General features: G+C 68.8%; 12 protein-coding genes. 2 read left to right on the forward strand and 10 right to left on the reverse strand.

The window, feature by feature from the left end; all coding sequences use genetic code 11:
- Nucleotides 1-4: 4 nt before the first annotated feature.
- The 10 genes from ACI1V7_RS22490 to ACI1V7_RS22535 all read right to left on the reverse strand — a co-directional run bounded on the left by ACI1V7_RS22490 (nucleotide 5) and on the right by ACI1V7_RS22535 (nucleotide 15,620).
- Nucleotides 5-871 carry a GIN domain-containing protein gene (locus tag ACI1V7_RS22490; RefSeq protein WP_404534085.1) on the reverse strand — a complete coding sequence of 289 codons (867 nt, stop codon included), beginning with the start codon at nucleotides 869-871 and terminating at the stop codon, nucleotides 5-7.
- Nucleotides 872-993: 122 nt separating this feature from the next.
- Nucleotides 994-2,109 (reverse strand): NADH:flavin oxidoreductase/NADH oxidase, encoded by a 1,116-nt coding sequence (locus ACI1V7_RS22495; protein WP_404534087.1) that lies wholly within the window; start codon nucleotides 2,107-2,109, stop codon nucleotides 994-996.
- Between the two features lie 118 nt (nucleotides 2,110-2,227).
- Nucleotides 2,228-3,232, reverse strand: coding sequence for a succinylglutamate desuccinylase (locus ACI1V7_RS22500; protein WP_404534088.1), 1,005 nt, complete (start codon nucleotides 3,230-3,232; stop codon nucleotides 2,228-2,230).
- A 4-nt stretch (nucleotides 3,233-3,236) separates the two neighbouring features.
- Nucleotides 3,237-7,943, reverse strand: a complete 4,707-nt coding sequence (locus tag ACI1V7_RS22505; protein WP_404534089.1) for an NAD-glutamate dehydrogenase domain-containing protein — start codon at nucleotides 7,941-7,943, stop codon at nucleotides 3,237-3,239.
- Nucleotides 7,944-8,140: 197 nt separating this feature from the next.
- Complete coding sequence (gene astB, locus ACI1V7_RS22510) at nucleotides 8,141-9,484, reverse strand: N-succinylarginine dihydrolase (RefSeq protein ID WP_404534090.1); 1,344 nt, start codon at nucleotides 9,482-9,484, stop codon at nucleotides 8,141-8,143.
- A 14-nt stretch (nucleotides 9,485-9,498) separates the two neighbouring features.
- The gene (astD, locus tag ACI1V7_RS22515) at nucleotides 9,499-10,968 is read right to left on the reverse strand and encodes a succinylglutamate-semialdehyde dehydrogenase (protein ID WP_404534091.1); all 1,470 of its coding nucleotides are present in this window, start codon (nucleotides 10,966-10,968) and stop codon (nucleotides 9,499-9,501) included.
- Nucleotides 10,969-11,012: 44 nt separating this feature from the next.
- Entirely contained in the window at nucleotides 11,013-12,053 is a 1,041-nt protein-coding gene (gene astA, locus ACI1V7_RS22520) for an arginine N-succinyltransferase (RefSeq protein ID WP_404534092.1), read from the reverse strand.
- Nucleotides 12,054-12,067: 14 nt separating this feature from the next.
- Nucleotides 12,068-13,108, reverse strand: a complete 1,041-nt coding sequence (locus ACI1V7_RS22525) for an arginine N-succinyltransferase (RefSeq protein WP_404534093.1) — start codon at nucleotides 13,106-13,108, stop codon at nucleotides 12,068-12,070.
- A 70-nt stretch (nucleotides 13,109-13,178) separates the two neighbouring features.
- On the reverse strand, nucleotides 13,179-14,420 hold the full coding sequence (locus tag ACI1V7_RS22530; RefSeq protein WP_404534094.1) for an acetylornithine/succinyldiaminopimelate transaminase: 1,242 nt from the start codon (nucleotides 14,418-14,420) through the stop codon (nucleotides 13,179-13,181).
- A gap of 258 nt (nucleotides 14,421-14,678) precedes the next feature.
- A complete protein-coding gene (locus ACI1V7_RS22535; RefSeq protein WP_404534095.1) occupies nucleotides 14,679-15,620 on the reverse strand; it encodes a GlxA family transcriptional regulator in 942 nt (313 codons plus the stop codon).
- A gap of 43 nt (nucleotides 15,621-15,663) precedes the next feature.
- On the opposite strand from ACI1V7_RS22535, the gene ACI1V7_RS22540 reads away from it, so the two are divergent.
- Both ACI1V7_RS22540 and ACI1V7_RS22545 read left to right on the forward strand, forming a co-directional pair.
- Nucleotides 15,664-15,816 (forward strand): hypothetical protein, encoded by a 153-nt coding sequence (locus ACI1V7_RS22540; protein ID WP_404534097.1) that lies wholly within the window; start codon nucleotides 15,664-15,666, stop codon nucleotides 15,814-15,816.
- The gene (locus tag ACI1V7_RS22545; RefSeq protein ID WP_404534098.1) at nucleotides 15,813-16,094 is read left to right on the forward strand and encodes a hypothetical protein; all 282 of its coding nucleotides are present in this window, start codon (nucleotides 15,813-15,815) and stop codon (nucleotides 16,092-16,094) included. The genes ACI1V7_RS22540 and ACI1V7_RS22545 overlap by 4 nt, the downstream gene beginning before the upstream one ends.
- The last annotated feature ends 56 nt before the right edge of the window (nucleotides 16,095-16,150 follow it).

The raw sequence follows: 16,150 nt of genomic DNA on the forward strand, positions 1-16,150 counted from the left end.
ACGCTCAATTCACCACCTGCACCCGGTTGCCGTTCACGGAACGCTGCGCCGGGTTGCCGTACACGCGGATGCCGCCCGAGCCGCCGTTCTGCGCGATCAGCGCCTGCTTGACGTTGGCCGTGATGCCGCCCGATCCCGTCGAGGACAGGTCGGCCTCGTCGCTGGCGAGGTTGGCCAGGTCGAGGTGGCCCGAGCCCGTCGAGCGCGCCGTCAACGCGTGCACGCTGCCGCCCACGCTCAGCTGGCCGGAACCGTCCAGGCGCGCGATCGCATAGTCGCCGCGCACCTGGCCCACCTTGACGCGGCCCGATCCCGTCAGGCGCAGGTTGGCGCTGGCGCTTTCCAGGCTCGCGCCATCGATGCTGCCCGAGCCGTTGCTGTCGACGTCCAGGCTGGCCACGCGGCCGGCCAGCTGCACCGAGCCGGAGCCGCGGCTCGACACCGTCAGCGGCGCGCCGTTCAGGCCCTGCACCGAGACGGATCCGGAGCCGCTGTGGCGCACGTCGGTCAGGTTCGGGACCGTATAGATCACGCGGATCGGGTTGCGGCTGCGGTAGGAGCCGCTGGTCTCGACGATCAGGCGGTCGCCGCGCACGTCGGTGCGCACCAGCGGCAGCAGGTTGCGGTCCGCTTCCACGGAAAGCGACGTGGGCTGGCCGACGCGCACGTCGACGACGACCGCACCGTTGGTCTCGAGCCCCTGGACGGTGCCGATGGTGCGCTGCTCGCGCGTGACGACGCCGTCGCCCTCGGTGCCGCCGGAGAACGGGGTACGGACCTGGACGTCGTCGCCGTTGGGGGCGACGACGATGGCGCAGCCGCCCAGGGCGGCGCAAGTGACAGCGAGGACGATGGCGAGCTGGGTACGCATGATGGACCTTTTCTTGTTGTCGATAAAATCACTCTAACAAGGTCCCTCGGCCCCCGCCCGCCATCTGCGACGATCTGCAGGAACAGCGGAATGAACGGTTGCCCGGCCGGATGAGCGAACCGTCAGCGCTGGCCCAGGCGGGTGTCGCCGAACAGGTTCTTGTGCTCGCGCGGCTGCGAGCGCCAGTACTGCGGCGGCGCCGTCACCGTGGCGCCCAGTTCCGCCGCCGCATGCCACGGCCAGCGCGGGTCGTACAGCATGGCGCGCGCCAGCGCCACCATGTCGGCCTGGCCGTCCTGCACGATCGCCTCGGCATGCTTCGGTTCCGTGATCAGGCCGACGCCGATGACGGGCATCGCCACTTCCCGCTTGATGCGCGCGGCGAAATCGATCTGGTAGCCGGGCGACAGCGGGATCTGCTGGCGCGGCGACACGCCGCCGCTGGACACGTGGATGAACTGGCAGCCCAGCTTGTCCAGTTCCTTCGCCAGCACGGCGCTCTGCTCGACGTCCCAGCCGCCCTCGACCCAGTCGCTGGCCGAGATGCGCATGCCCACCACCATCTCGCCCGAGACGGCGGCGCGGATCGCCTGGAACACCTCGAGCGGGAAGCGCATGCGGTTTTCCAGCGAGCCGCCGTACTCGTCGTCGCGCTGGTTCGCCAGCGGCGACAGGAACTGGTGCAGCAGGTAGCCGTGGGCGCCGTGGATCTCGATCGCATCCAGGCCCAGCGCATCGGCGCGGCGCGCGGCGGCGACGAAGTTGTCCTTCACGCGCTGCAGGCCGGCCCGGTCCAGCGCGACCGGCACCGTTTCGCCCTCGGCGTGCGGCAGCGAGGACGGCGCCACGGTCTGCCAGCCGCGCGCGTGGCCGACCGGCACGTTGGCGCCACCCTCCCAGGGCACTTCGCTCGACGCCTTACGGCCCGCATGGCCCAGCTGCATGGCGATCTTGACCGGGGCGTAGCGGCGCATCGCGGCGACCACCGGTTCCAGCGCGGCCACGTGCTCGTCCGACCAGATGCCGAGGTCGTCGGCCGTGATGCGGCCTTCCGGTTCGACGGCGGTCGCCTCGATGATGAGGAGGGCCGCGCCGGACAGCGCCAGGTGGCCCAGGTGGATCATGTGCCAGTCGGTGGGAAAGCCGTCCTGCGCCGAGTACTGGCACATGGGGGCGATGACGATGCGGTTGGGCAGGTCGAGGGGACCCAGCTTGATGGGGGAAAACAGTTTGCTCATGAGGGAAGACTCCCGCTTGGTTCGAAGCGGCTAGTCTAGCGCCCTGGGGAGAATCCTGCCGGACGCGTGGACGGTGGAGCCGCCCACGCATTCAACCGGCGTGCGACCGGACGATGCGTTATCGATCGGCGCGCACCACCATGATCCCCGCCCGCAAGCCGACGCGCACGTCTGGATTCGGGAACACGACGAATTCCTCGTCGTGCTGCACGGTGTACACGGTGTCGCCATCGGTGGCGATGATCTCGCCCTTCGACAGCGGCGTGAAGTTCTCGGTGTCCTTGCCGAACGCCATCCGGAAGGCATCGGACAGCTTCATGATCGAACGGGCCGTGTCGAACACGATCGGCGCCGTGTCAGCCTGTCCCGCGGGTGCGCCACGCAGCAGGCCATGCAGGGCGGACGCCATCGCGGCGAACTGCGACAGGTCGTTCCGTCCCAGCGTGCCGATGCGGCCCAGCTCCACCGTCGTCGCGGCGGCGCCGTGCTGCTGCGCCGTCCAGTAGCTGTAGGTGCCGGCCGATGCGGGATTCATGATGACGGCCTCGATGCCGCCCGTGCCGAGCCAGCCGATCAGGGCGTTGCGCGCGCCCTCCTCGATCAGCTGCGGCACGATGGCAAAGCGCGGATAGCGCGAGCCGCGGATCGCCGTGTGCAGGTCCAGGTGCCAGCGGCGCGCACCGGCGCCCTCGAAGAAGGCGGCCGTGGCGGCGATCAGGTCGTCCGCGCGGCCGGCCTCGAAGGTGCCGGCCAGGTCGCCCCGCTCGGCGCGGAACATGCGATTCAGGTCGGCATCGATGAAGCGCTTGCCGGCCGCGATCGCGTCGATGTTCCCGACGCACAGCATCAGGTCCACGGCCAGCGCGGACGGCTCGCGCGACAGGGCCTCGATGGCGTGCGCCACCATCTCGATCGGCCCCGTCTCGTCGCCGTGCACGCCCACCGACAGCAGCACGCTGGCGCGGTCCTCGGCAGCTGCCGCGCCGCGGACGGTCAGCACGCCCCTGGCGGGCAGGCCGACCGCGAAGCCGGCGTCCGTGAAACGCCGGGCGACTTCGCCGAAATCGGCCCGGGCCAGGGCCCGTACCGATTCCGGCAGCGCGTCGTGGGAAGTCGCGCTCATGGCATCAAGCCGCCAGGCGTTCCGGGCTCGAACCTTCGGACAGCGACCACACGTCCAGCATGGCCTGCTCGAGGTCCGTCGCCTGGGCATAGCCCGTCAGGCCCATCGACGCGGCCAGCGCATCGACGCCGGCCAGCATGTCGCCACCACGGCTGCGTTCCAGCACCAGCATCAGCAGGCGCTGCTGCGTGCGGCGCAGGGCCTGCAGCGCGTAGTTGCGCAGCTGTTCCTGCGACTTGCTGGTGGCGGGCAGCTTCAGGCCGCGCTCCAGCGTGTCGATGCCGGCTTTCGCGCGCAGCGCCATGCCCACTTCCAGGAACTGCGCCAGCGACATGCCTTGCGGACGCTGGACCGACACCGCTGCGAACAGGAAGGCGGCCAGCGACTCGATCGTGTCGACGGTCTTCCAGGCTTGCGCGAACGCCGGCGACAGGGTGCTCTGCATGTCCGCCTCGGTACGCGCCGGCAGCAGTTTCGCCACCTCGTCCGGCGAGCCAAACAGCGTCGACAGCTCGGCCATGCCGCCCGCGCCGCTCTGTTCCGCCGGCAGCGACAGCACGCCCTCGATCACGGTGCGCAGCATCAGGCGGGTGCGCGCGTCGACCTGTTGCGACACGTCGCGCGGCACCGCCAGGGCGTCGGCGTCGAGCGCATCGAACACGGGCGCCAGGTGCAGCGCGGCCCAGGCCTGGCCCCAGGCCAGGACCACGGCGGTGTCGTCGATGCGGTGTTCCAGCGCCAGGTCGCGCAGCATCAGCGGACCGCAGCGGTTGACGGCCTCGTTGGCCAGCACGGTCGCCAGGATGGCGTTGGCCAGCGGGTGCGCCAGCGGATCGCGGGTGGCGACCAGCTGCGCCGGGAAGTACGGGCGCAGGATGGTCTCGGCCCACGGCTGCTCGGTCAGCGGCAGCGCGGCCAGCGTGCGCTTGAAGCGGTTCTTGACGTTGGCGACGACGACGGCCAGTTCCGGCGTGGTGAGGCCCAGGCCCAGTGCCTTGCGGCGCTGCAGCTCGGTCTCACTCGGCAGCTGTTCCAGCTCGCGCGAGACGGCGCCCTCGGCTTCCAGGCTGGCGATCAGGGCCGCATAGCCGTCGACCACGGCGCCGTTGCCCTGCGACTGCGCTTCACGCACCAGCAGGTGGGTCTGCAGCGTGTTGTCGCGCAGGACCAGGTCTTCGATGTCGCCCGTCATCTCGTTCAGGATGCGGTTGCGGTCCGCTTCCGGCAGCTGGCCCGCGTTGACTTCGGTGTCCAGCCAGATCTTGACGTTGACCTCGTGGTCGGAGCAGTCCACGCCGGCCGAGTTGTCGATCGCATCGGTGAAGATGCGGCCGCCCGCCAGCGCGAACTCGATGCGGCCGGCCTGGGTCGCGCCCAGGTTGCCGCCCTCGGCCACGACCTTCACGCGCAGCTCGTTGCCGCTGACGCGGATATTGTCGTTGGCGCGGTCCTTCACCTGGGCGTGGGTCTCGGTCGACGCCTTGATGTAGGTGCCGATGCCGCCGTTGTAGAACAGGTCCACCGGCGCCAGCAGGATGCGGTGCATCAGCTCTTCCGGCGTCAGGCTGGTTTCCTGGATGTCCAGCGCGGCGCGCACTTCCGGCGAGATGTCGATGTGGCGTGCCGAGCGCGGATACACGCCGCCGCCCTGCGAGATCAGCGACTTGTCATAGTCTTCCCACGAGGAGCGCGGCAGCGCGAACATGCGCTGGCGCTCGGCGAACGAGACGGCGACGTCCGGGTTCGGGTCGAGGAAGATGTGGCGGTGGTCGAACGCGGCCAGCAGCTTCAATTGGCGCGACAGCAGCACGCCGTTGCCGAACACGTCGCCCGACATGTCGCCCACGCCCACCATCGTGACCGGGGTCGTGTTCATGTCGTGGCCCATCTCGTAGAAGTGGCGCTTGACGGCTTCGAACGCGCCCTTGGCCGTGATGCCCATCTTCTTGTGGTCGTAGCCGTTCGAGCCGCCCGAGGCGAACGCGTCGCCCAGCCAGAAGCCGCGCGCGACGGCGATGCTGTTGGCGATGTCGGAGAAGGTCGCGGTGCCCTTGTCGGCCGCCACCACCAGGTACGGGTCGTCCTGGTCGTAGCGCACGGTCGCTTCCGGCGCCACGATCTCGCCGCGCACGCGGTTGTCGGTCACTTCCAGCAGGCTGGCGATGAACAGGCGGTAGACTGCCTCGCCTTCGGCCGCCACGACGTCGCGCGCGGCGTTGGCCGGCATCTGCTTGCAGACGAAGCCGCCCTTGGAGCCGGCCGGCACGATCACGGCGTTCTTGACCATCTGCGCCTTCACCAGGCCCAGCACCTCGGTGCGGTAGTCTTCCATGCGGTCCGACCAGCGCAGGCCGCCGCGGGCGACCGGGCCGCCGCGCAGGTGCACGCCTTCGAAGCGGCGCGAGAACACGTAGATCTCGCGGAACGGACGCGGTTCCGGCACCAGCTGCAGGTTGCTGGTGTCGAACTTGAAGATGATCTTCTCGCCGTCGTTCTGGTAGTAGTTGGTGCGCACGGTGGCCATCACCAGGTCGATCAGGGCGGCCATGATCTCTTCGGTATCGGCGTGGTTCACGCCGGCCAGCGCAGTCTTCAGCGCTTCCAGCTTGGCGGTGCCCGATGCGCGCTGGTCTTCCGGCAGCGCCGGGTTGAAGCGCAGCTTGAAGCCTTCGACCAGTTCGCGCACCAGGTCGGCGCGCACGCGCAACGTCTCGGCCATGTAGCGGGTCGAGAACTTGCTGCCGGCCTGGCGCCAGTAGCCCAGGTAGGCGCGCACCAGCTGCACTTCGCGCAGCGACAGGCCGCCTTCGAGGGTCAGGCCGTTCAGGCGGCCGTCTTCCGCCTCGTCGTTGATCAGCGCGGCGAACAGTTCCTCGGCCGCTGCGCCGATGCCCGGCTTGGCCAGCTTGGCGGCGGATTCGGCGTCGACGATCAGGCTCGTCACGTAGTGGCGGGTGCCGTCGGCGGTGGCGATCCAGAAGCTCTGCTCGCGGTCGATGGCGATGCCGGCGTTCTGCAGCGCCGGCAGGATGCGCGACAGCGAGGGCACGGAACCGGTCGAGTACAGGCGGACGGAGGAACCTTCGCCGGCATCGGCCTCGATGCGCACCGACACGTGGTTCGGCTTGCCGTTGTTCAGGATGGCGACGACGTCGCGGAATGCGACTTCCGGCGCCGTGGCGGCCACGTAGTTGACGGGCAGCGTCGGCAGGAGTTTACGCAGCGCGTTGCGGGTCAGGACGTCGGCGACGGAATCGGTCAGGGCGGTGTAGCGGTCATGCCAGCCGTCCAGCACGGACAGCAGGGGCTTCTGGATGTCCGCTTCCAGGTCGAGCGGATTGCGCGCGGCCTGGGCGATCAGGTAGACGCGGGCCAGCGGACCGTCGGCCACCAGGGTCTGGGTGCGCACGTCGCTGGCGCCCGAGCTGTCCTTCAGCGCCTGCGCCATGGCGGCGACGATGGCGGCGCTGTAGCGCTCGCGCGGCAGGTAGACCAGCACGTTCAGGTGGCGGTCGTAGACGTCGCGGCGCGCGAACACCTTGGCGCGCGGCTGCTTGTACAGGGAGACGACGGCGCTGCAGACCTGGGCCAGCCATTCCGGATCCGCTTCCAGCGCCTCGGTGCGCGGCAGCGATTCCAGGATCTCGATGAATTTCTCGGCGCGGAAGCCTTCCTGGCGCACGCCGGCGATGCCCAGCACCTTGGCCACGCGGCCGCGTGCGAACGGCAGGCGCGCCAGCGGGGTCGAGGTGGCGGCGCGGGTGAACAGGCCGACGAAGCAGTGTTCGCCGACGGTGTTGCCCTGGGCGTCGGTGGCGCGCACGCCGATGAAGTCCAGCGGCTGGTCGCGGTGCAGCGTGCCGGCCACGTCGGCGCGCACGATCGACAGCGTCTCGTCGCGCTTGGACAGGATGTTCAGGTCGCCCGGGATGTTCTGCAGGCAGGTGCCGTACACGGGGTGCGCCGTGTCCTGCAGCACGCCGATGCGGCTCGGGATGTCGCGTTCCAGCTCGGTCTCGCCCGGCTTGACGAAGTAGTAGGCGTAGCCGAACGGCTCGAAGCCTTCGTTCTTGGCCCACTCCAGGAAGGACGACACTTCCTGGCCGTTGGCCGTGCCCTGGCTGGCCGACGCGGCAGCGACCTGCGTCATGCGGTCGCGCATGGCGAGGTTGTCGCGGTGGACGATGGCGGCGTCGCGCGCCACCATCTGCAGGCGCGCGATCAGGTCGGTCAGTTCCTGCTGCGGCAGGTCCTCGGCCAGCAGGCACAGGACGTAGGATTCGAGCGGGGCGCCCGCCTCGCCGACGGTGCTCACCTTGCCCGACGCGTCGCGGCGCACGGGCAGCACGGCGTTCATGACGCCCGAGGCGACCACGCGCTGGCGGCGCAGCGCCATCACGAAGGAGTCGACGAGGTAGGGCATGTCCTCGTTCAGGATCAGGAGGGCGGTCGACATGCCGCGCGCGCCGTCGCTGTAGCGCATCTGGGCGATCTGGCAGCCCGGCCCGGTGCGCTGGGTCACCTGCGCGAAGCCGTCCCACAGGACCGGCGCCAGCGTGGCGGGCGCGATGCCGGCCAGGTCTTCCCCGTCCAGGGAGCCGAGCCAGGCGCCGATCAGGGCGCCGGTCTGCTCGCCCGCGTTGGCCGGCTTGTTCTCGTTGACCAGCGCGAGGATGTTGCTGCGAAGGTCTTGAGGCATGTCTTTGTTCATTTGCTTCTCCAGAGCTGATTGATTGCGCGGGTTGCGCCGCCGCTTGTGGCAGCGCCGCTTCTCGTTTCTTTTCCCGCTTTTACGGACAGGGTTGTCCCGTCCCGATCTACGTGCTTCCTTGTGGCCGGAAGCTAATCCGTTATTAGAACATGCCGCCCGGCCGGTCCGCTGGCCGCGGCAGCATCCTTGTGCATTCCTTACGACAGGTCGTACAAACCGGGCAGGCCGAGGATGCGTTCCAGCTCCTCGAGGGCCGCCATGCATTCGCGCGCCAGCTGCGGGTCGGCCAGGTCCTTCGGCTCGACGCGGTCGCGGTAGTGGCGCTCGACCCACGGCACCAGGCGCGCGTACAGGTCGTCGTCCATCAGCACGCCCTGGTGCATGGCCCGGGCCTCGGCATCCGTCAGCACCACGCGCAGGCGCAGGCAGGCGGGCCCGCCGCCGTTGCGCATGCTCTGGCGCAGGTCGAACTCGACCAGTTCGTCGATCGCGCCGCCGGACGCCACCAGCTGCTGCAGATAGCCCGACACGGCCGCGTTCTCGCGGCATTCGTGCGGCACCACCAGGGCCATGCGGCCATCCGGCTTGGAGAGCAGCTGGCTGTTGAACAGGTAGCTGGCGACGGCGTCGGCGACCGGCACCGCGGCCGTGTCGACGCGCACGGCCTGCAGGTCCGTGCCCACGCCGGCCAGCGCGCGGCGCAGGGCGTCCAGCGTGCCCGCCTCGTCGGCGAAGGCCTGCTCGTGGTAGAACAGCACGTTGCCGTTGCCGACCGCGATCACGTCGTTGTGGAACACGCCCTGGTCGATGACGTCCGGGTTCTGCGACGCGAACACGGTGCGCGCGCCGTCCAGGCCGTGCAGGCGGGCGATGGCCTGCGACGCTTCCAGCGTCTGGCGCGCCGGGTATTTTTTCGGCGCGGGTGCGGACGGGTCGAACTCGACGCGGCCGTAGACGAAGAACTCGACGCCGGCGGCGCCGTAGCTGCTCGCGAAGCGCGTGTGGTTGGCGGCGCCTTCGTCGCCGAACGCCGGCGTCGACGGCAGGGCGTCGTGCACGACGAAGCGGTCGCTGTCGGCGAACAGGGCGCGCAGCGTGCGCGTGGCCTGCACGTGCTCCTCGGCGCGATGCAGTTTGTTGTTCAGGTTCGCCGCCGTGAAGTGCACGCGGCCGTCCGCCGTGTCGGCCGAGGGGCTGACGGTGGCGGCGTTCGCCGTCCACATGGGCGAGGCGGAATACGCGCAGGCCAGGATCACGGGCGCTTCGCGCCAGGCGCCGGCCAGCACGTCGGCGTCGGTGCCGGAAAAGCCGAGGCGGCGCAGCATGCGGAAGTTGGGGCGCGACTGCGGCGGCAGCAGGCCTTGCGCGAAGCCGCGCGCGGCCAGCGCGCGCATCTTGGCCAGGCCCTGCAGCGCGGCCTGGCGGGGGTTCGATGCGCTCTTGACGTTGTTGAAGGAAGCGACGTTGCCGAACGACAGGCCGGCATAGTTGTGCGATGGCCCGACCAGGCCATCGAAGTTGAATTCACGGGCGTTGTACATGGAGTGGTTCGTCCTCAGAAGCTCAGGCCCGGCGACAGCTTGGCCGGCATCTCCAGTTCGGACGTCTCGATCGAGGCGACCGGATAGGCGCAGTAGTCGGCCGCGTAATAGGCGCTGGGGCGGTGGTTGCCGGACTTGCCGACGCCGCCGAACGGCGCCGAGCTGGCCGCGCCGGTGGTGGGGCGGTTCCAGTTGACGATGCCGGCGCGCGCGCGGATCGCGAAGCGCTTCCACAGGTCTTCCGATGGCGACAGCAGCGCGGCGGCCAGGCCGAATTCCGTGGCGTTGGCGGCGGCGATGGCGGCATCGAAATCCGCCACGCGCATCACCTGCAGCAGGGGGCCGAACCATTCCTCGTCCGGGATGCCTTGCGCCGCCGTGACGTCGACGATGCCGGCCGTGACGAAGCCCGTTTCCGGGTCGCGCTGGCGCAGCGGCAGCAGCACCTTGCCGCCCTTCTCTTCCATCATCGCCTGGGCCTTGACCAGTTGCGCGGCCACGGCGGCCGAGACCACCGGTCCCATGAACGGCTGCGGCTCGGCGTTCGAGGGGCCGACGGCCAGCTTGCCGGCCACCTCGACCAGGCGGTCGATGAAGGCCTGCCCTTCCGGCGTATCGTGCACGATCAGGCGGCGCGCGCAGGTGCAGCGCTGGCCGGCCGAGATGAAGGCCGACATCACCGTGTGGTGCACGGCGGCGTCGATGTCCTTCACGTCCCACACGACGAGCGGATTGTTGCCGCCCATCTCCAGCGCCAGCATCTTGCCCGGCTGGCCGGCCAGCTGCTTGTGCAGGGCCACGCCCGTGTGGCTGCTGCCGGTGAACAGGATGCCGTCGATGTCCGGGTGCTGCGACAGGGCCACGCCCGTGTCGCGGCCGCCGTTCACGAGGTTCAGCACGCCCGCCGGCAGGCCCGCCTGTTCCCACAGCTGCACGGTGCGCACGGCCGTGCGCGGCGCGTACTCGCTGGGCTTGAACACGAGCGTATTGCCGGCGATGAGGGCCGGCACGATGTGGCCATTGGGCAGGTGGCCGGGGAAGTTGTAGGGGCCGAACACGGCGAACACGCCGTGCGGGCGGTGGCGCAGCACGGCATTGCCGTCGGCGACTTTCGCATTCGTCTCGCCGGTGCGGGCGGTGTGCGATTGCACGGAGATGTCGACCTTGGCCGCCATCGTCGTCACTTCGGTGCGCGCTTCCCACAGGGGCTTGCCCACTTCCTCGGCGATGATGCCGGCCAGTTCCTCGTTGTGCTCCTTGAGCAGGTCGCGGAAGCGCTGGCAGATCGCGATGCGCTGCTCCAGGTCCGTGAACGCCCAGGCCTCGAAGGCGGCGCGGGCGGCGCCGACGGCCTGGTCGATGTCCTCGGCCGTCGACGCATTGCTGGTCCAGGTGCGGCGTCCGGTGGACGGGTCGATGGTCGCCAGTTCCGCGCCGCTGCCGGCGCGCCAGGCGCCGTTGATGTAGTTCGACAGGTTCGCCATGTTCTTCCTCCGTGTTTGCTCGGGGCTTGCGCTCCGGGCCTTGCTTAGTTCTTTCGCGCCTGCGCCTTGCCCGGATTCAGGGTCAGCGTGCGCACTTCGTCGCCGGGCTGGCAGTGCAGCAGCTGCAGCTCGCGCACCGACAGGGCGACCTTGCCGTCCTCGTTGGCGGCATGCGCCAGCACCATGCGGAAATCGTCCAGGCGCGTGTTCGACACCAGCAGCGGCGCCGCATCGGGCGCCGGCTGTCCCTCGTCGGCCACGGCCAGCATCGACTCGCGCACGGCGCGCAGCTCGGCCGCGCGGCCCTGCAGCACGGGGCCGGCGTCGAAGATGTCGACATAGCCTTCGTAGTGCATGCCTTCCTGCTCCAGCAGCTTCCTGGCCGGCTGCGTCGAGTTGTGCACCTGGCCGATCACCTGCTGCGCATCGTCCGGCAGGTAGGCCACGTACAGCGGCTGGCGCGGCATCAGCTCGGCGATGAAGGATTTCTTGCCGACCGCCGTCAGGCCGTCGACGTGGTCGAAATCCATCTTGAAGAAGTGGCGTCCCAGGCCCTCGTAGAACGGCGAGGTGCCATCATCGAGCTGGTAGCCGCGCATCTCGGCGATGATCTTCTCGGTGAACAGGTGCTGGAACTGGGCGATGAACAGGAAGCGGCTCTTGGACAGCCATTTGCCGTTGTAGCCCTGGCGGTATTCCGGCATCAGGAACAGCGAGCACAGTTCGCTCGAACCGGTCAGGTCGTTCGACAGGTACAGCGTGTCCATGCGCGTGAACACGTTCAGTTCGCGGCTGGAATGCACCAGCGTGCCGATGCGGTAGTTGTAGAAAGGCTCGGTCAGGCCGACCGCCGCCTTGATGGCGCACACGCCGGCCAGGCGGCCGGTGGCGGTGTCTTCCATCACGAACATGTAGTCGCGCTGTTCGGGCGGGATGGCCTGGGCGAACGAGGCGACGGCGATGGCGACGCGCTCGCCCAGCATGGCGCGGTCGGGCTTGAGCGTGGTCATGCCGCTGCCGACCTGGTGCGCCATCTCGATCAGCGGGTCGACGTCGCCCTGGGTGATTGCACGGATGACGAACATGGATTCCTCTTTCTTCACAGGCGCACGCAGGTGACGTTGTCGCCGGCGGCCACGCCCAGCGCCGCGCGCGCTTCCGGCGGCAGGCCGATGGCGTCGCCGACGTCGAGCGGGGGACAGGACAGCACGATGGCGCGGAACTTGCGCTCGCTGCTGGCGATGGCATAGTCGACCAGCGCCGGCTTGCCGCCCCTTGCGGGCGGCTGCTGCTCGCTGCTGGCGACCTTGCGCACCACGGCGCCGCGGAACGAGCGCAGGCCGTTCTTGTGCGCCTGCAGGATCGGGCCGCCGTCGAAGATGTCGATGTATTCGTCGGCCTCGAAGCCCTCTTCCGTCAGCAGGTCGAAGGCGAGCTGGCCGTTCGGGTGGATCTGGCCCATGGCCGCCTGCGCCGGGCCGGGCAGCAGCGGCACGTACACCGGGTAGTGCGGCATCAGCTCGACGATCAGCGTGCGGTTGCGCGCGCCGCCGATGGTGCGCTCGGCATCGAGGAAGTCCATCTTGAAGAACTTGCGGCCCAGCGCATCCCAGAACGGCGACTGGCCGTTGTCGTCGGTCACGCCGGCCAGCGGCACGAAGAAGCGGTCGCCGAAGCGGTGCGGCGCCAGCACGGCGTACAGCAGGCGGGCGCGCGACAACAGGGCGGCTTCACGCGCCGTGTCCTCGCCGCGGTTGATGTAGAAGCCGGACAGCTGCGAATACGAGGTCAGCTCCGAGCACAGGGTGAGCGCGTGCACGCTGTGGCTGATGTTCAGGTCGCGCGAGACCTGCTGGATGACGTCGTTGCGGAACGCGAAATAGGTACCGTTCGAACCGGCCGACGCATGGATGGCGGCGGTGCCGGCCAGCGCGCGCGTGGCCAGGTCTTCCAGCACGAACAGGTAGGACTCTTCGCTGGGAATGTCGACGTGGGCCGCGAACGAGGCGACGGAGCGCTCGACGAACGCGGCGATCTTCTCGCGCGTGCGCGGCAGCGTATGCACCCCCGGCGTGGACGCGGCGAGCAGCGTCTCGAGGGCGCCGACATCCGCTGGTTCTACCGGACGGACTACGTACATGGATACTCCCGGAAAGGCATCGGTCGGAACGCGGCGGCCCGGTGTCCGGGACGCCGCGCAGCGTGGCGGATTACGCTGCCGCGAACTCGTCGGCGGCGGCGCGCATGATGCGATCCGCTTCCGCGATCTGCTCGTCCGAGACGATCAGGGCCGGGGCCAGGCGCACGACGTCCGGGCCGGCGATCAGGAGCATCAGGCCCAGCTTTTCCGCGACCTTGGTGTAGTCCTTGGCCTTGCCCTTGCTGCCTTCCGCCATCGGCAGGCCGATCAGGAGGCCCTTGCCGCGCGGCTTGCCGAACAGCTGCGGGTAGTCGGCGGCCAGCTTGTCCAGGTTGGCGAAGACCTTGGCGGATGCCTCGCGCACGCGCGCCAGGAAGGCCGGCTGGTTGATCTGCTCGACCACGTTCAGCGCCACGGTAGTGGCCAGCGGGTTGCCGCCGTAGGTGGTGCCGTGCGAGCCGACGTTGAAGTGCTGGGCGATCTCCTCGGTCGTCAGCATCGCGCCGATCGGGTAGCCGTTGCCCAGCGCCTTGGCCGAGGTCAGGATGTCCGGGGTCACGCCCACGTTCATGTAGTCGTACAGGGCGCCGGTGCGGCCCACGCCCGACTGCACTTCGTCGAACACGAGCAACGCGCCGGTCTGGTCGCACAGCTCGCGCAGCGCCTGCAGGAACGCGGTGTCGCCCGGGATCACGCCGCCTTCGCCCTGGATCGGCTCGACGATCACGGCGGCCACGTCGTCCTTGATCGCGGCGCGCGCGGATTCGATGTCGTTGTAGTTGATGTGGTTGATTTCCGGCGGCAGCGGCTCGAAGCCTTCGGTGTACTTCGACTGGCCGCCGACCGACACGGTGAACAGCGTGCGGCCGTGGAACGAGGAATAGCACGACACGATGCGCGACTTGTGCGGGCCGAACTTGGTGTGGGCGTACTTGCGCGCCAGCTTCAGCGCCGCTTCGTTGGCTTCCGCGCCCGAGTTGCAGAAGAAGGCGCGGTCGGCGAAGGTCGCCTCGGTCAGCGCGGTCGCCAGGCGCAGCACCGGCTCGTTGGTGTAGCCATTGCCCAGGTGCCACAGGGTGTTGATCTGGCGCGTCATGGCGTCGACGAGGACCGGGTTGCAGTGGCCCAGGCTCGAGACGGCGATGCCGGAGGTAAAGTCGAGGTAATGCTTGCCGTCCTGGTCCCAGACGTCCAGGCCCGCAGCGCGCACCGGCACCATCGCGGCCGGGGCGTAGGTCGGGACGAGCACCTCGTCGAAAGTCTGGCGTGTGACAGGACGCGTGGTGACACCCGATTCGAGCTTAGCATTCATGACGTTTTCCTCATCCAAATTAAGGTTCGCGCGAACTCCAGCAGCCGCGCCGAGCGCTTCATTATAAGGAAGCCAAACCTCGCCCTTCTTTCCGATCTGCGACAGGCATTTTCATTTTTGGACTGGCAACAAAACCCCAAAATTCGGGGTCAGAGCACATTATTTTTGCAACTTCGCCCAAGTTCGGCCGATGCTCGGGCTATGTCGGCCATTGCCGGCCAACCTGCCAACATAATGTGCTCTGACCCCGAATTTTCGCTAGTCGCTGAGCTTGCGCTGGCGTTCTTCGCGTGGGGTATTGCCGAACAGGGCGCCGAAGGCGGTGGAGAAGTGCGAGCCCGACGAGAAGCCGCACATCAGGCCGACCTGGACGATCGAGTAATTGGTGTCGCGCAGCAGCTGGCGGGCGCGTTTCAGGCGCAGTTCGAGGTAGTAGCGCGAGGGCAAGGCGCCCAGGTATTGCTTGAACAGGCGCTCCAGCTGGCGCCGCGAGATGCCGGCCAGCTGGGCGATCTCGTCGGTGGAGAGCGGTTCCTCGATGTTCGCTTCCATCAGGGTCACGGCATCGGTCAGCTTCGGCTGCAGCACGCCGAAGCGCGCCTGCAGGGCCACGCGCTGGCGCTCTTCCGGGCCGCGCACGCGGTCCACGCACAGGATTTCCTTCACCTGGGCCTGGACCGTGGCGCCGAACAGCAGGTCGACGAGGGTCAGGGCGAAGTCGAGGCTGCCGGCACCGCCGCAGCAACTCAGGCGGATGCCGTCGACTTCGTACAGGTGCGGGCTCAGCAGGGGCTGGTCGGCCAGCATGTCGGCGTCCGGATACAGCGACCAGGGCAAGGCGATGCGCACGCCGCCCAGCACGCCGGCCTCGGCCAGCCACAGCACGCCGGCGCCGACGCCGCCCCAGCACGGCGCCTCGCGGCAGCGCTGCGCCAGCAGGCGCAGGTTGGCGGGCCGCAGTCCCGCTTCGGCCTCGTCGGCGGCCAGCAGCACCAGGTGCCAGTGGCGCTGCGCTTCGCTGGCGAACTTGTCGGGACTGCGCACGTCCACGTGCAGGCGCGCGGGGCCCAGCAGCTTGGCCGCCAGGCGCAGCGGCTGGACCAGGCCGGACCAGGTCAGCGAGTCGGGCTCGCCGCCGTTGACCAGCAGGATGCGCAGCGGCGCCTCTTGCGCCAGGCGGGACAGCTCAGCTTGCGCCATGGAAGGACTGTGCGCGGCGGTTCGTGGACATTGCGGTGACGGGATGAGGCTTGCGCCGGAAGTTGATTCGGTTGTCTATGATACTGGAGAACAACTGCATGGCGGCGGCTATAATCCGCCTGTCCGCCGTCATGGCGGCAGCGATTTCGATCATCTGGACCGCGCACCAGGCAACACCATAAAGGAACACCCGTGAAAACAGCCCTGCTGGAAGGTAAGAAGCCCGCCCATTTCGACAAGCACATCATCGGCAACCTGCTGCTCGACGTGGCCACGCCCGACGAGGTGCGCGAGGAAGAAATGCTGATCGGCGTGCGCAACGAGGCCGGCGACATCTATCGCCTGATCGGCGCCACCAAGCTGAACAGCTTCATGAACGCCGTCGAAGAATTGTTCGACCTGGGCCTCGTCGACGAGCTGCAGGATACCGAGGAGCCGAAGGACGGCTGCGACGCCATCTTCAGCGAACCCTGACGCCATCGCCACGGCCTGCGCCGGAATTTTTTGCAGGCAAAATGTTTCTTGGGAGT

Origin of the sequence: Massilia paldalensis (assembly GCF_044901715.1) — a bacterium.
Classification (GTDB): domain Bacteria; phylum Pseudomonadota; class Gammaproteobacteria; order Burkholderiales; family Burkholderiaceae_D; genus Telluria; species Telluria paldalensis.

What these genes read in the sequence shown, in the direction of transcription:
- ACI1V7_RS22490 (WP_404534085.1), bottom strand. Translation starts at nt 871, where the DNA reads ATGCGTACCCAGCTCGCCATCGTCCTCGCTGTCACTTGCGCCGCCCTG.
- ACI1V7_RS22495 (WP_404534087.1), bottom strand. Translation starts at nt 2,109, where the DNA reads ATGAGCAAACTGTTTTCCCCCATCAAGCTGGGTCCCCTCGACCTGCCC.
- ACI1V7_RS22500 (WP_404534088.1), bottom strand. Translation starts at nt 3,232, where the DNA reads ATGAGCGCGACTTCCCACGACGCGCTGCCGGAATCGGTACGGGCCCTG.
- ACI1V7_RS22505 (WP_404534089.1), bottom strand. Translation starts at nt 7,943, where the DNA reads ATGAACAAAGACATGCCTCAAGACCTTCGCAGCAACATCCTCGCGCTG.
- astB (WP_404534090.1), bottom strand. Translation starts at nt 9,484, where the DNA reads ATGTACAACGCCCGTGAATTCAACTTCGATGGCCTGGTCGGGCCATCG.
- astD (WP_404534091.1), bottom strand. Translation starts at nt 10,968, where the DNA reads ATGGCGAACCTGTCGAACTACATCAACGGCGCCTGGCGCGCCGGCAGC.
- astA (WP_404534092.1), bottom strand. Translation starts at nt 12,053, where the DNA reads ATGTTCGTCATCCGTGCAATCACCCAGGGCGACGTCGACCCGCTGATC.
- ACI1V7_RS22525 (WP_404534093.1), bottom strand. Translation starts at nt 13,108, where the DNA reads ATGTACGTAGTCCGTCCGGTAGAACCAGCGGATGTCGGCGCCCTCGAG.
- ACI1V7_RS22530 (WP_404534094.1), bottom strand. Translation starts at nt 14,420, where the DNA reads ATGAATGCTAAGCTCGAATCGGGTGTCACCACGCGTCCTGTCACACGC.
- ACI1V7_RS22535 (WP_404534095.1), bottom strand. Translation starts at nt 15,620, where the DNA reads ATGGCGCAAGCTGAGCTGTCCCGCCTGGCGCAAGAGGCGCCGCTGCGC.
- ACI1V7_RS22540 (WP_404534097.1), top strand. Translation starts at nt 15,664, where the DNA reads ATGAGGCTTGCGCCGGAAGTTGATTCGGTTGTCTATGATACTGGAGAA.